The organism is Ruegeria pomeroyi DSS-3 (assembly GCF_000011965.2).
GTDB classification, from domain to species: domain Bacteria; phylum Pseudomonadota; class Alphaproteobacteria; order Rhodobacterales; family Rhodobacteraceae; genus Ruegeria_B; species Ruegeria_B pomeroyi.
The window spans coordinates 1,814,898-1,829,599 of the sequence record NC_003911.12 but is presented as its reverse complement, the minus strand read 5'-3'; the positions used below and the strand labels follow the sequence as shown (position 1 = coordinate 1,829,599).

The window sequence follows — 14,702 nt, the reverse complement described above, 5'->3', positions numbered from 1 at the left end:
GGAAAAGGCATTTGGCCGACCCAGACTGATAAAGGCGGTCAAGCGCGCTGCAAGTGCCCACAAGTTTGGTCGTGAGTTCCACGACGCCGCGCGCACGGGGTTGAACGCCAAAATCCGACGTGGGTCCTATGATCGCGTGCTGTGTAATGGCTCTACCTTCCGGGCCTGCTCATGCATCTGGTTTCGGTGCGACAGGCCCCAACCGCCATTGGAAATGGCAATCTGTTGGGCGATTCCGTGATTACTTGACTGTTTTCTAATCGCGCGCGACCGCAACTGCCGTGAAAACAGGCGATTGCTGGTGCGGAAGGCGGAAACATGCATCCAGAGTTTGCCAATCATGCTGCAATGCAGAATCGATTGGTCACCTGCCGGGGGCGCAACGCCAAACATATCCGGGGGTGTGTGGCGACCATACGAATTGGACCTCGAAGCGGCCGCCACACGGTTTGCAACACGAAGTTGCGGGGACAGGTAAGTGAAGCCAGCGCCAATGCGCAAGCGTTTCTCCGCGCCCCGCGAGGAGACAAGCATGAACTTTCTCAAAACAACGCTCGCCAGTTCGGTGGTCTTCGCTGCCCTTTGCAACGCGGCAATGGCAGCCGAGGACAAGATCAAGGTCGGCGTTCTGCACTCGCTTTCGGGCACCATGGCGATCTCGGAAACCACGCTCAAGGACACCATGCTGATGCTGATTGAGCAGCAGAACGCCAAGGGCGGCCTTCTGGGCAAGCAGCTGGAAGCCGTGGTCGTCGACCCCGCCTCGGACTGGCCGCTGTTTGCCGAAAAGGCCCGCGAACTGCTGACCGTGCATGAGGTCGACGTGATCTTCGGCAACTGGACATCGGTCAGCCGTAAATCGGTTCTCCCGGTGATCGAGGAACTGAATGGCCTGCTGTTCTATCCGGTCCAGTATGAAGGCGAGGAAAGCTCGAAAAACGTCTTCTACACCGGTGCCGCCCCGAACCAGCAGGCGATCCCGGCCACCGACTATTTCCTCGAGGAACTGGGGGTCGAGAAATTCGCACTTCTCGGCACGGACTATGTCTATCCAAGGACCACCAACAACATTCTTGAAAGCTACCTCAAGCAAAAGGGCATCGCCGAGGCCGATATCTTCGTCAACTACACGCCCTTTGGCCATTCGGACTGGTCCAAGATCGTAGCCGATGTCGTCGCCCTGGGCGCGGATGGCAAAAAGGTCGGCGTGATCTCGACCATCAACGGTGACGCCAACATCGGCTTTTACAAGGAACTGGCCGCAGCGGGCATTTCGGCGGATGACATCCCGGTCGTGGCCTTCTCGGTGGGTGAAGAAGAGCTTGCCGGTCTCGATACCTCGAACCTTGTTGGTCATCTGGCGGCATGGAACTACTTCCAGTCAGCCGAAAGCGACGTGAACGCCGAATTCGTCAAAAGCTGGAAAGCGACAATGGGCGAAGAGCGTGTCACCAACGACCCGATGGAAGCCCACTATATCGGCTTCAACATGTGGGTGAATGCCGCCACCGAGGCAGGCAGCACCGATGTCGATGCCGTGCGCGCCAAAATGTACGGCCAGGAGTTCCCGAACCTGACCGGTGGCACGGCTGTCATGCTGCCCAACCACCATCTGACCAAGCCGGTTCTGATCGGTGAAATCCAGGCCGACGGCCAGTTCGACATCATCAGCCAGACTGCCGAAGTCCCGGGCGATGCCTGGACCGACTTCCTGCCGGAATCGGCTGTTCTGATGTCCGATTGGAAGGAGCTTGGGTGCGGTATGTACAACACCGAAACCAAGACCTGTGTTCAGACCCTGTCGAACTACTGAGTCCTGAGTTTACAAAGGGGGCGGGTCCCTGCCCCCTTTGCGCTGAAGTATCGGAACCCACTGACATGAAACGATTTCTATTCGCGGGGCTTGCCCTCGTGTTGTCGTGCTTGGCTGCGACTGCACAGGACGCACCGATCCAGCCGCTCTTGCAGGAACATCAGGCGGCCATCGCCAAGAGCTCGCGCAAGACGATCGCCCCGGCCATTGACGCAATTGCGGCGAGCGGGCTGCCACAGGCGCAAATCGTTCTGGAAACCTGGGGCGCCAAGTCGATGTGGATGCGCAAATCCGACGGATTGTTCTTCATCGGTGAAATGGTGGGCGGCGATACCTACCGCCTGACCGATTTCGACACGGGCGAGGTTGCGGGAGAGTTCCCCAGGACCGAGTTGGAACAGCTGAAACCAAACAGCGGCATCCGCGCCCTGATCGCCACCGCGCTGGTGCAGTTCCAGTTGAATGACCCCGATCGGGCCAAGCGGGAGGATGCGCTGACCTCGATCCAGCGCGACCCGGAGGCTGCGCATCTGGAGCCCCTCAGGGCGTCGATCGAAAGTGAGCCCGATGGCATCCTCAAGGCGCAGAAACGCCGGATGGAACGCTTGCTGACGATCAGCTTCGAAAACGACATCCAGACCCGCATCGATGCCATCGACGAAATGTCGGGCGATCTGGGCGTCGATCTGCGTGCCACGTTGAACCCGCTGGTCGCAACCACGCGAGAGGTTGCAGCGGGTCAGGTACCCGAAGACAGGAACGTTGCTGCCCGCCTCAGGCCCGGATCCGAGGTGTTGCCGCGCGACGAGGCCTATGGCCTTCTGGTTGCCAAGGGATACGCACCGGCGCAGGTCACGCCTGACGACATCCGCTCGGCGCTTGCCGGCAATATCACCGGCGGGATGGTGGCCGGCATCCCCGTCGCCCAGCTTGACAGCGACACTGCCCGCAGTCGGGCCTATGCAGCGCTGGCAAAAGCAGGGCGCGTCCCCCCGATCCTGAGCGATGCCGAAATCGACGCGGCGCTGGCTGCGCATGTCTTTTATGACAGCTACGCGGACCCCTCGAAACAGGTCACCGCTGCTGCACTGGCCGCCTTGAAATCCATCGAGCTGAAAGTCGGCGTGAACCAAGCGTTAGACCTGACGCTCGACGCCCTGTCGCTCGCCTCTATCTATTTCCTCGCCGCCATCGGCCTTGCCATCACCTTTGGCGTGATGGGGGTGATCAACATGGCCCATGGCGAATTCATCATGATGGGCGCCTATACCGGATACGTGGTGCAGCAGCTTATTCCGGATCACACCATTTCGATCCTGGTCGCGATCCCGCTGGCCTTTGCCGTGACCTTCGCCGCCGGTGTGGCGATGGAGCGGCTGGTGATCCGTTGGCTTTACGCACGACCGCTGGAAACCCTGTTGGCGACCTTCGGCATCTCGATCGCGCTGCAACAGTTGGCGAAGAACATCTTCGGCACTCAGGCCCGCCCGCTGACGTCCCCGGAGTGGCTGGATGGGGCGCTGGTGCTGAACGACGTGGTGTCGATCAGCTATATCCGCATCGCCATCTTCTTTCTGGCGCTGATGTTTCTGGCTGTGTTCCTCTACATCATGAAACGCACACGGCTTGGCCTTGAAACCCGCGCCGTGACCCAGAACCCGCGCATGGCGGCCTCGATGGGGATCAACCCGGGCCGCGTAAACATGCTGACCTTTGGTCTCGGCTCGGGCATTGCCGGGATCGCCGGGGTCGCCATTGGTCTGTTTGCCAAGGTCACATCGGAACTGGGCAGCGACTATATCGTGCAAAGCTTCATGACCGTTGTTGTCGGCGGCGTCGGCAACATCTGGGGCACGCTTGCGGGCGCCACCATGATCGGCTTTCTGCAAAAGGGCATCGAATGGATGAACCCCAGCAACACGCTGGCGGCTCAGACCTACATGATCGTCTTCATCATCATTTTCATTCAGTTCCGGCCAAGAGGCATCATCGCCCTCAAAGGCCGTGCGGCGGGAGATTGAGACATGCAACACTCGTTCATCGCCAAGAACCCATCCGTCCTGATTTTCCTTGCCGCACTGGCGCTGTTCACCTTGATCGTATCGGTGCTCTCCGAGGGATTGGGCACCGGCATCATCTCGACCAGCTTCATCAAGACATTGGGCAAGACGCTGTGCCTGTGTCTGATCGCCGTGGCGATGGACCTGATCTGGGGCTTCGCCGGTATTCTCAGCCTTGGCCACTTCGCCTTTTTCGGGTTGGGGGGCTACATGATCGGCATGTGGCTGATGTATGAGCGCACCCGGCTGATCGTGGTCGAGTCGCTGTCGCAATCCGAAATCCCGCCCACCGAAGCCGAGGTCATAGACGCCATCGGCAACCAGATCTTCGGCGTGGTCGGCTCCAGCGAGTTTCCCTTGATTTGGGCCTTTGCCGACAGCCTGTTCCTGCAGCTTTTGCTGGTGCTGCTTGTCCCCGGGCTGTTGGCGCTGATCTTCGGTTGGCTTGCGTTCCGCAGCCGCGTGACCGGTGTCTACCTGTCGATCCTGACCCAGGCGATGACGCTGGCCCTGGCGCTGTACCTGTTCCAGAACGACAGCGGCTTGCGCGGCAACAACGGCCTCTCCGGGCTTCAGAACCTGCCCGGGGTGGATGCGTCGCAGGATGTCGTCTCGCTCTGGTTTCTCTGGTCCTCGGCGCTTGCGCTCGGGCTTGGTTATGTTCTGGCGGCCTGGCTTGTCAGCGGCAAGTTCGGATCGGTCATCCGCGGCATCCGCGACAACGAGGCGCGGGTGCGTTTCCTCGGGTATTCGGTCGAGACCTACAAGCTGGTGATCTTCACCCTGACGGCCTGCATCGCCGCCATTGCCGGGGCGCTCTATTACCCGCAGGCTGGCATTGTCAACCCGGCGGAGATCGCGCCTATCGCCTCGATCTATCTTGCGGTCTGGGTGGCCATCGGCGGGCGGGGCCGGCTGTATGGCGCGGTGATCGGGACAGCCTTTGTCAGCTTGCTGTCGACCTGGTTCACCGGCGGTCAGGCCCCCGACGTGCCCTTGGGGTTCTACACGATCAAATGGGTCGATTGGTGGTTGGTGCTTCTGGGGCTCTCCTTTGTTGCCGTCACGCTCTTGGCCCCCAAGGGGATGGGCGGATTGATCGACCTCTGGACCGACCGCAAACCGCCCGGCCGTCACGGCGCAGATCTCGGCCCCGACGACGGCGCGTTGCGCGAACAGGAGGCCAACAAATGAGCACGCTTCTTGAAGTCTCTGGCGTATCGGTCACCTTCGACGGGTTTCGCGCCATCAACAATCTCAGCTTTCGGATCGGTCCGGCGGAAATGCGCGCGGTCATCGGCCCGAATGGCGCGGGCAAGACCACATTCATGGACATCGTCACAGGCAAGACCCGCCCCGACGAAGGCCGGGTGATCTGGGGGGAACGATCGGTGTCATTGTTGAAAATGAGCGAGGCAAGGATTGCTCAGGCCGGGATCGGGCGGAAGTTCCAGAAACCGACCGTGTTCGAGGACCAGACCGTCGAGGAAAACCTTCTGATGGCGCTGAAAAAACCACGTAGCTGGGTCTCGGTTCTGAGCTATCGGCCAAGCAGGGAGGATATCGAAAAGGTCTACGGTCTGGCGCAGGAAATCGGGTTGCAAGACGCCCTGAAGCGCAAATCCGGCGAGCTGAGTCACGGTCAGAAACAGTGGTTGGAAATTGGCATGCTGCTCGCACAGGAACCCCGCCTGTTGCTGGTGGACGAACCTGCTGCCGGGATGACGCCACAGGAGCGCGAACATACAACCGATCTTCTGGTCGAGGCCGCCAAGACCTGCGCCGTGGTGGTGGTAGAGCATGACATGGAGTTTGTCCGCCGCCTGAACTGCAAGGTCACGGTGCTGCACGAAGGGTCGGTCCTGGCCGAAGGCAGCCTGGACCATGTGACATCCAATCAAGACGTGATCGACGTCTATCTGGGACGTTAGAACATGCTGAAACTCCAAGACCTGACGCTGCATTACGGGCATTCGCAAATCCTGCACGGTATCTCGATGGAGGCCGCCTTGGGCGAGATCACCTGTGTCATGGGCACCAACGGGGTTGGCAAGACCAGCCTGATCAAGGCGATCTCGGGGACCCATCCCCGCTCGGGCGGCGAGATGATCCTGGATGGCGAACCGCTGGGTGTTCTGCCTGCCCACCAACTTGCACACAAGGGGGTGGCCTATGTCCCGCAGGGGCGCGAGATCTTCCCCCTTTTGACCGTGCGTGAAAACCTTGAAACCGGGTTCGGTTGCCTGCCCGCCTCGGACCGGCTCATTCCCGACGAAATCTTTGAACTGTTCCCTGTTCTCAAGCAGATGCAGAACCGCCGTGGCGGCGACCTGTCAGGTGGTCAGCAACAACAATTGGCGATCGCCCGCGCCCTGATCACCAGACCGCGTCTCCTGTTGCTGGACGAGCCGACGGAGGGCATCCAGCCCAACATCATCCAGCAGATCGGCCAGGTCATCCGCCATCTGCGCAGCCAGGGCACGATGGCGATCATTCTGGTCGAACAATATTTCGAATTTGCCTACGATCTCGCTGACCGGTTCGTCGTCCTGCGACGCGGCGAAGTGCTTGTGGCAGGACGCAAAGGGGAACTCAGCAAGGCAGATGTTCTGAAGGGCGTGTCGGTTTGACCATGGCTTTGGTCAGATGGAAAGGGCGATGACTGCCCTCGGGCGATCGGGCGCTTCCGAGTATCGATGGTTTTGTCCTGCGCATCGGACGTTCGAACATCACCGGATCTTGCATGCGCGGGGATCCCAAACGTCTTGGCGCTTGCATCGGCATGACCAGCGTCCTCCACACCCGGGGATCGGCGCTGACCCATCACCCGCATATCCACATGATCGTTCCAGGCGGTGGCCTGTCCCCGGACGGCACCCGGTGGGTCGCGTGCAAACCAGGGTTCTTTTTGCATGTGCGCGTGCTGTCGCGGTTCTGCGCTACAAATGATCCCCCGGATCATTTGCTTGACGCTTGAACTCCGGCGGTTGCTTGTCAAAGGCCTCATGGCTTTGCACCGTGCAGGACAGCTGAGGTTCTTCGGTGATCTCACCGAATTGGCAGAGGCCAGTGCTCTCGCCGAATGGCTCACGCCGCTGCGCAAAACCGACTGGGTGGTCCATGCCGCCCCGGGGCTGCGCCCGTTCAGGGCTGAATTGATCCACTGGATCAATTCCTGGCCGCCCTTCACCCCTTCGGCGGACCGGAGGCCGTGCTGGCATACCTGTCACGATACACCCACCGCGTCACCATCTCGAACCGTCGCCTCGTCAGCGCTGATGCCAACACCGTGGCGTTCAAATGGAAGGATTACAGGATCAAGCGTGGTGACCGCATGAAGGTCATGCGCCTGCCAACCGAGGTCATCCGCCGCTTTCTGATGCATGTGCTCCCCGACCGGTTCCATCGTCTCCGCCACTACGGCTTCCTTGCAGGCAGTAGACGCAGAGCGAAAGTCGCCCAAATCCGTGCGCTTCTTGGAGCGACCAGATCGGCCGAGCCAGACCGGCCCGCAGATGATCCCCCGGCACCCCTCACTTTACGTGAGCCATGCCCCGACTGTGGCGGACAGATGCGCATCATCGAGACCTTCCGGCGTCGCCAAATCCCCCGAACCCGAGCGCCACCAAGAAAGCGGGCCGCATGATGAACCGCCCATCTTTTGCGCCTCCTCAGGTCCGACACGCAACATGCCGGTCAAAGGCAAGCTTTGGCTCAGTGCCATCAATGCGTCGCGATGGAACGCAGGCCGCCGCAGCAAGACCGAAAAACGGGCCCGGTCCTAAACCCAAGACATCGACGCTACGCCTCCAAACTCGGAAAAATCCGCGAAACTCCAACCGATATCAGGGACTGGGGCCTGTACTTTCCCCATAGCACGGCGCTTGCGTCCCGCCGCTTCCACCTTGTCAGATTTGTCAACGCGGGCCTGACCGCCCAACACAACACTAACGCACTGCCCCGCATCCAAAAATCTTAGACAAACCGAGCTTTCGCTGCGGCTGCGCAAATGTCGGCTCTGGGTTGGCCGGGCAGAGACGTATGGGTTTTTGACCAAACTTCTCGGTGATCTAAGGCTGTTCAGCCCAAACCTTATAGTCGAACACGGCGCCGTCCTCCTTGGCAAACTGAACAGTTTCGCGAACATAGGCGGCAGAGCGTTGTGGATCGAAATGATTGAGCCAGTGCTCGGGGTCATCACCGATTGGAGCCGGCAAGATGCCGTAGGTAACGTCCATTGGAGACTGCCGGCCCTCAGTTCCTGCTCGGGCCACCTCCATGCGGGAAACACCATAGCCGCGAGACGCCAGATAAACATTGAAGGAAAGCAGCTCGGCCTCGGATATCCAATCCGTTCCACCGCCCGTCTCAGCCTGTGCAAGAAGAGTTTCAAATCGTTCGTTCATGATCACTCCAGTGGTCGGATGATTTCTCTCGGGATGTTTTCATTGTCGCCGAGCGGGACATTGCGGTTGCTTACAGCAATGACGTTATCATCGGGGTCCAAAAGAACCCAATGGCCATCTTGACCTGTCAACAGCGTCATATCTTTCCCTTTGTATCTGCCACGCCCTTTGACAAAGCCGCTCAAGTCGGGACGCGGATTGGCGATGATATCGTCGATCTGCTCAACATCGTGGCCTTTGAGGCCAATATATTCTTGCCCGTTCCCCTTGCTGCCATGGGGCAGAATTCTGTTGCCGTCAGGTGTCGTTGTGGCCCCAGGTCGAGCGTCAACGATATTCGGCCCCGCTTCTTCTGGGATCGGGGTTGAAATAATGTTGTCGGTTGGATCGCCGGGTATGGGGGAGCCTGTGTTGTTAGACAGACCTAAATCTTCAATCGGATACGTTTCAAGGTGATCTAAGGCTGCTCAGCCCAGACCTTGTAGTCAAAAAGAGCACCATCGGCTTTGGCATATTGAACCTGCGCACGGACATAGGCAGCTGAGCGAGCGGGGTCGAAGTGGTTCATCCAGTGATCATCGTCTCCGGGAAGTGGCTGGGGCAAGACACCGTAGCTAAAATTTCGATTGACGGTCCCTCCCGCTGCCCGAGCAACCTCCATTCTAGCAACTCCATAGCCGTGCGCAGCGAGATATTTGTTGAACTCCAGCAACTCAGATTCGGAAATCCATTCCGTGCCTGCTCCTGATTGTGCCTGCTCTATGAGCTCTTCAAATCGTGTAATCATGGTCGCTCCAGTGGACGTACGATGTCTTCCGGGTCATTCTCTTGATGCCTGAGCGGCAGGTTGCGGTTGCTTACAGCAAACACGTTACCATCGGGGTCCAGCAAGACCCAATGACCGTCTTGTCCTGTCAATAGCGTCATATCCTGCCCTTTGAATTTGCCACGCCCTTCAACCACGCCGCTCAATTCGGGACGAGGATTGGCGATAATATCGTCGATTTGCTCAACATCGTGACCCTTGAGGCCAATGTACTCTCGCCCATCCCCCTTCGCGCCATGGGGAAGAATGCTGTTGCCGCCGGGTGTCGTTGTGTTTCCGGGCCGCGCTTCAACGATGTTCGGCCCCGTTTCCTCTGGGATCGGGGTCGAAATGATACTGTCGGTCGGATCTTCAGGGATCGGCGATCCGGTGTGGTTGGGCAGACCTAAATCTTCAATCGGATAGGTTTCAAGCCACTGCTCGATCCGTGCTGGGGTGAAACCGGGTAGCTCTCCCAAACGGCGCTCATCCTCCGTCAGTTCCGGAAAGACTTCGACCCAGCCTTGTGCCATTTCGCCTTCCTGAAGCCGTAGACCCCCGCGCGCAAACGCTGCCCCAGCGGCTGCGATGAATTCCTGCAAAGCGCGCTGCTTTGCGGGGTCGCCGCCCACGCCGGTTTCCAGGATGGTGCCGGGGTTCATCAACTCGTAAAGCGCGGCGGCCTCAGCTCCGATGCGTGCAAATTCGGAATTTTTGGGCAAGACTGGATATGCGCCGCTGCTTATCCCTTCCTGGACAAGGGCATAGGCTGTCGCCGCCAAGCGACCTTCGACAGTTGTCACATCGACCCCTAGTCGCGCACCTGCCGCATCCACGCGCCGGTCACGCATGGCGTCCGTCCAGTCCTGCAATGCATCAGATGCAAGAAGGGCCGCGCCAATGCCAGTCAGAGCGCGCAAGCCACGTATCGCGTCCGTCGGATCGAGAGCAGGGACACCACCTGCCGCGGGCGCAAAATCAGCAAGTACCACAATGCTCTGTACGCCCGGCAACACCGGTTCGGCATAGCATCGGCAATTGTGCGCCTCGCCGGGATGCCCGCCTTCCGGCGGATTGTTCCAGCGGAATACGCGGTCGTCATAGGCCGCATGGCTGTCACGCACCTTGGCATCATCCTGCGAGCGCCAGATGTATTGCTCAATCCCGAGGTCTTCCTGCCGGAGTTGGTTGATCAGCCCAGCAAAGGCCCGCAGAAGACGTTCTTCCATGGCCGTTCGAAGCGGTCTAAGTCGTTGCGGGTGGTTTTGATACTCGCTGAATATGCTCTCAAGCCGCGCGTTCCATGCATTGAGCGCTTCAGTGTTTGCATCGGACACATCTCGCAAATCGGATGTCGAAACAGTTGGCACTGTGTCAGGCGGCGCCAGCGCGTTCAGGAGCATCCGAGTGTTTTTTGGAAATCACCTGGTCGAGGCGTTCACTGAAATCGGCCCGCAAAGCGGAATAGTTTGGGAAAGTGGATTTGAGCGACAATCCCAAGTGGTAGCCAACCGGACGACCATGTCGCTGCGCTTTTCTGTACTGGCTGTCACCGCCATGCCGGAGAAAATCGCCGAAACCCTGTTGCATGGAATCTCCGTGTGCGTGCGAGACAGGTTCTATTTACAATTGGTAAAGAAAGGAGAAGACCACCGTTCGCGATGTACTCGGTGCGCGTCAGAACCAGACATTCAAGCATTGCGCAGCATTGGTCATTACGGGCTCTTCGCGGCCATCGGAGCGACCGCAGCATCTTGTGTCTTAGCTCGGATCGCGCCGATTAGAACGGCCCAGAGCTGCAGTCCACTGGGGAAACCGGTTGCTGCGGTGCGGCCCGTCAGACCTGCCATTCGCTGCGAATGCAAAACTGAGGGCGTTCGAACTCACACAACGCGGACGAAGCTGCCATTTGAGGCGAGCTTTCCAACTGCCGGTTTGGCAAATACCGATTTGAGAAAGTCACGCTTGGCGGTGCTCGAAAATGCGTCGTTCACGCTTTTGGCGTGTCTTGCGAAAGCGTAGGCTGGAATGGTCACGGATTTGTCTAACGACCCCGAAGCGGAGCGGATGAGAAATTTTTGCGCAGACTACGTGTCAGGGTGGTCGCATTGGCAAACCCGCAACGCAAGGCGATTTGGTCGAGTGATATGTCGCTGTATCGAAGCAGCTCGCGGGCGCGGGCCAGACGAAGAAGCAAGTAGTAGCGCCCCGGTGTGGTCTGCAATTCCGTCCAGAACAGACGACGCAAGGACCGTTCGGATATATTTGCCTGCTCCGCCAGTGAAGGGACAGGTTGCGTTTTTTCGAGTGCTTCGGACATGAGCACAACGACGCGTTTGAGCTTTGGGGACACGGCTTGCGATAATGCCTGATCGGGATAGGAGGCGCCGTGCCGTCTGGCGTTGTCGTGCAGGAACATCGCACCAGCGTCAAATGCAACTGAGGCACCGAACCGCTCCCGAATGAACAGCAGCATCAGATCTAAAGCCGCTGCCGCGCTGCCGCATGTCCAGAACCGGCCATCCTGCACATGGCGATCGGGGAGAACCTCAACCTTAGGAAACTCCTCGGCGAATTCCTCAAGTAGCTGCCAGTGCAACGTGGCTTTCCGAGCGTTCAGGAACCCACCCTGCGCCAGAATCCAGGCACCGGTATCCGCTGCAATCACCGTGGCACCCTGCATCAGTCGCCCAAGACTGCGAGCGGAGGTCACGCCCTTGGTGTTTCGAAAGGCGTCGCCACCAATGATGATGACCAGATCGGGCTCGAGCGTGTCCGATATCAGCATTTCCGGTGAAACGCTCAGACCGCTGGAACTGCTCACGGCACGATCGCCCTCCGTCAGAATGTTCCAGCGGACATCTGCACCGGTTTGGTCACGCACCACCCGCAACGGTTCAAGCAGGCAGGCAAGCACCATGTTGGAAAAGGCATCGCACAACAAAACAGAGACGCGGATGGAACGCATTGGCAGAAATGATCTCATTTTTGGCAGGGTGAATATGAAACATGCCGAGACAATTTCCTAGAGTGCTGGCCATAGCCCACCGGAACAGGATCACTTGACCATGCAGAATCGCCCGCTTTCCCATATTCGTGTCCTTGATTTTGGGCACTATCTGGCCGGGCCATTGGTCGGTATGATGCTGGCCGATCTTGGCGCCGAGGTTGTCCGCATCGATCCGCCAGCGGGCCCAAGGTGGAAGGATCCGGCTTTCGACATGCTGTCGCGTGGCAAGCGAGCGCTGACGCTTGATCTCAAGACAGCCGACGGGCGCGATACAGCACTTGATCTGGTGCGCCGCGCCGATGTGGTGATCGAGAACTTCCGCCCCGGCGTGATGGAGCGGCTGGGGCTTGGGCCGGATGCGCTGAGACAGGCAAACGCCGATATCGTTTCGCTCTCGCTTCCCGGCTTCGCGTCAACCGATCCGGAGTTCGCCGGCTGGGCCGCTTGGGAGGCGGTGATCGCGGCGCGCACAGGACAGTTTACCGACATGGGGCTGAATCGTCGGCTGATGGGGATCAACCCGTCCTTTACGCCGCTGGGACTGGCTTCAGCCTATGGCGCCGCATTCGGCACGATGTCGGTCCTCTTTGCACTAGGGGCGCGAAGCCGGATGGGAGGTGACCACATTGAGGTGCCGCTTGCGTCTGCCCTGCTGGAGGGGCTGATTTACAATTGCGAGCAGATCGAGGACTACCCCGACCGCTACAAATCCCCACGTGAGCTGGAGTTGGAGCGGCGCGCAGGTGAAGGTCTGCCCAACAACCTGAGCTTTGCCGAGCTGTCCGAATTTCTTGATCCGTTCTACCGGACCTATACCTGTGCCGACGGACGCGGGTTCTACATCGTATCCTGCTCGATCGTGAACCATCCCCAAAGGGTGCTTGAGGTTCTGGGCCTTGGCGAGCTGTTGAAGGAATTGCCGGATTTCGATGTCTATGTCGATCAGGCGGATTGGCCCGGGGAATGGGCGCTGCGCAGCTATCCGGTGGGGGCGGATGATCGCAAGCGCCTGTCGGATGCGATGAAGGCCGCTTTCCTGACCCGCCCCGCACATGAATGGGAGGAGCTGTTCGGAGTGGCCAAGGCTCCGGCTACGGCACAACGCAGCACAGCGGAATGGCTGGTGGATCCCCATGCGTTGGCCTCGGGGCTGGTGGTCGCGCTTGACGATCCCCGCCACGGGCAGATGCGGCAAATGGGCAATGTCGCTTGGCTGACCGATGACCCGGGCGCGATGAAAAAGGTCGCAGGGCCAGAGCAGGACGACTTTCGCGATGCGCTGAGCGGCGTTCTTGCAGAGCCGCCGCGAAGGCCCACGGGCGGCGACAGCAAGGGCGTTTGGCTGGACGGACTGAAGGTGTTGGATCTGACGAACGTCATTGCTGGGCCGACTATTGGATCGACACTGGCACGGTTCGGGGCGCAGGTCACGCTGGTCCAGCCCGTACGACCTTCGGTCGATCCGTGGAACGCGGTGGTATTTGGACTCCACGCGCAGCGCGGCAAGGAAAGTGTGTTGCTCGATCTGCGCTCGGAACAGGGGCAAGAGGCGCTTTGGAGATTGGTGGCTGAGGCTGATGTGATCACCATGAACGGCACCGATCAGCAACGCGATGCACTAGGTCTGACCGAGGCCCGCCTAAACGAAGTCAATCCACGGCTCATTCTTGTGCAGCTTGATGCCTGGGGTGGGCCCCGTCGGGGGCCGAAATCGGATCACCTTGGCTATGACGACCTGGCGCAAGCGGCGACAGGTGTGATGACCCGCTTTGGCGGCGGTCCGGAAACACCCGAGGAACACGCTCATTTCGGTACGATCGACGCTCTTACCGGGCATTGTGCCTGCGTCGCCCTTGGGGCTGCGCTGGAGCGGCTCAGGGTGACCGGCAAGGGCGGTGTTGCCCGTGCCTCACTGGCCGCCGCAGGGGAAATGATCCAGGCGCAATTCATGTATGATTTCGACGGACGCCCAGCGTTTGACGAACCTTCCGGACGTGAGGTGCGCGGTTGGGGATCGTTCTATCGCTGTTATGCCGCCGCTGATGGCTGGATGTTCTTTGCAGCCCCGACAGAGCGTGACGCGGCCCTCCAACGGGTTCCTGATCTGTCCGATCTCGTCGGAAAGGATGATGCCGATCTTGAAGATTTGCTTGCTGAGCGGTTTGCGCAAAAACGTGTAGCCGACTGGATGCGAGCCTTTGCTGGCGGCTCGGTAGGTATCACGCCGCTTGGCTCTCTGCATGGCACCCGCGATGCGGGCCTGCAGCGTGAAAGCGAAGGCGAGATCGACATCTCCAAGGCGACCTTCCGCGCTGTGCGCCATGATCGGCATCCGATGGGCCGATGGGTAGACCTTGTCGCGCCCAATGCGGTGCGGCCCGAAAAAACCAGGATCACCATCCCCGGGCCCGCTCCGAAATACGGGCAGCACACGCGCGAGGTCCTCGCGGGTGTAGGCTATGCGGACGATGAAATCGGGCGCATGATCGAAAGCGGCGCAGCTGCCCAAAGCTGGTCGGATAAGTATTTGCCAGAGTAGACATATGAAACAGGATCAACCCGGACCAGCAACCACGCCTCGCACCCGCGCAAAAGCGCGTCACATTCT

Annotated in this window: 12 protein-coding genes and 1 pseudogene; 7 read left to right on the top strand and 6 right to left on the bottom strand. The window is 59.6% G+C overall.

Annotated features, from left to right (window positions below; genetic code table 11):
- The first annotated feature begins 532 nt into the window (after positions 1-532).
- The 6 genes and pseudogenes from urtA to SPO_RS22485 all read left to right on the top strand — a co-directional run.
- Positions 533-1,813, top strand: coding sequence for an urea ABC transporter substrate-binding protein (urtA, locus tag SPO_RS08700; protein ID WP_044029188.1), 1,281 nt, complete (start codon positions 533-535; stop codon positions 1,811-1,813).
- A gap of 65 nt (positions 1,814-1,878) precedes the next feature.
- Entirely contained in the window at positions 1,879-3,834 is a 1,956-nt protein-coding gene (gene urtB / locus SPO_RS08695) for an urea ABC transporter permease subunit UrtB (protein ID WP_011047444.1), read from the top strand.
- Between the two features lie 3 nt (positions 3,835-3,837).
- Positions 3,838-5,067: an urea ABC transporter permease subunit UrtC gene (urtC, locus tag SPO_RS08690; RefSeq protein ID WP_011047443.1), complete on the top strand. Its 1,230-nt coding sequence runs from the start codon at positions 3,838-3,840 to the stop codon at positions 5,065-5,067.
- Positions 5,064-5,804 (top strand): urea ABC transporter ATP-binding protein UrtD, encoded by a 741-nt coding sequence (urtD, locus tag SPO_RS08685; RefSeq protein ID WP_011047442.1) that lies wholly within the window; start codon positions 5,064-5,066, stop codon positions 5,802-5,804. Before urtC ends, urtD begins: the two co-directional genes overlap by 4 nt.
- Before the next feature lie 3 nt (positions 5,805-5,807).
- The gene (urtE, locus tag SPO_RS08680) at positions 5,808-6,503 is read left to right on the top strand and encodes an urea ABC transporter ATP-binding subunit UrtE (RefSeq protein ID WP_011047441.1); all 696 of its coding nucleotides are present in this window, start codon (positions 5,808-5,810) and stop codon (positions 6,501-6,503) included.
- Positions 6,504-6,625: 122 nt separating this feature from the next.
- Positions 6,626-7,519: pseudogene (locus SPO_RS22485) on the top strand (IS91 family transposase); the annotation flags it as partial.
- 424 nt (positions 7,520-7,943) lie between these two features.
- Here the strand turns inward: SPO_RS22485 and SPO_RS08665 are convergent.
- The 6 genes from SPO_RS08665 to SPO_RS08645 form a co-directional block, all read right to left on the bottom strand.
- A complete protein-coding gene (locus tag SPO_RS08665; protein WP_044028149.1) occupies positions 7,944-8,279 on the bottom strand; it encodes a hypothetical protein in 336 nt (111 codons plus the stop codon).
- Between the two features lie 2 nt (positions 8,280-8,281).
- Positions 8,282-8,419 (bottom strand): hypothetical protein, encoded by a 138-nt coding sequence (locus tag SPO_RS23080; RefSeq protein ID WP_158454166.1) that lies wholly within the window; start codon positions 8,417-8,419, stop codon positions 8,282-8,284.
- 317 nt (positions 8,420-8,736) lie between these two features.
- On the bottom strand, positions 8,737-9,066 hold the full coding sequence (locus tag SPO_RS08655) for a hypothetical protein (RefSeq protein WP_044028145.1): 330 nt from the start codon (positions 9,064-9,066) through the stop codon (positions 8,737-8,739).
- A complete protein-coding gene (locus SPO_RS08650) occupies positions 9,063-10,487 on the bottom strand; it encodes a phage minor head protein (protein WP_011047440.1) in 1,425 nt (474 codons plus the stop codon). Before SPO_RS08650 ends, SPO_RS08655 begins: the two co-directional genes overlap by 4 nt.
- Positions 10,459-10,674, bottom strand: coding sequence for a hypothetical protein (locus SPO_RS22855; RefSeq protein WP_144083987.1), 216 nt, complete (start codon positions 10,672-10,674; stop codon positions 10,459-10,461). The genes SPO_RS08650 and SPO_RS22855 overlap by 29 nt, the downstream gene beginning before the upstream one ends.
- Before the next feature lie 454 nt (positions 10,675-11,128).
- Positions 11,129-12,070: a GlxA family transcriptional regulator gene (locus tag SPO_RS08645; RefSeq protein ID WP_044028143.1), complete on the bottom strand. Its 942-nt coding sequence runs from the start codon at positions 12,068-12,070 to the stop codon at positions 11,129-11,131.
- An 82-nt stretch (positions 12,071-12,152) separates the two neighbouring features.
- Here SPO_RS08645 and SPO_RS08640 point away from each other — a divergent pair, with 82 nt between their 5' ends.
- Positions 12,153-14,633 (top strand): CoA transferase, encoded by a 2,481-nt coding sequence (locus SPO_RS08640; protein WP_011047438.1) that lies wholly within the window; start codon positions 12,153-12,155, stop codon positions 14,631-14,633.
- The last annotated feature ends 69 nt before the right edge of the window (positions 14,634-14,702 follow it).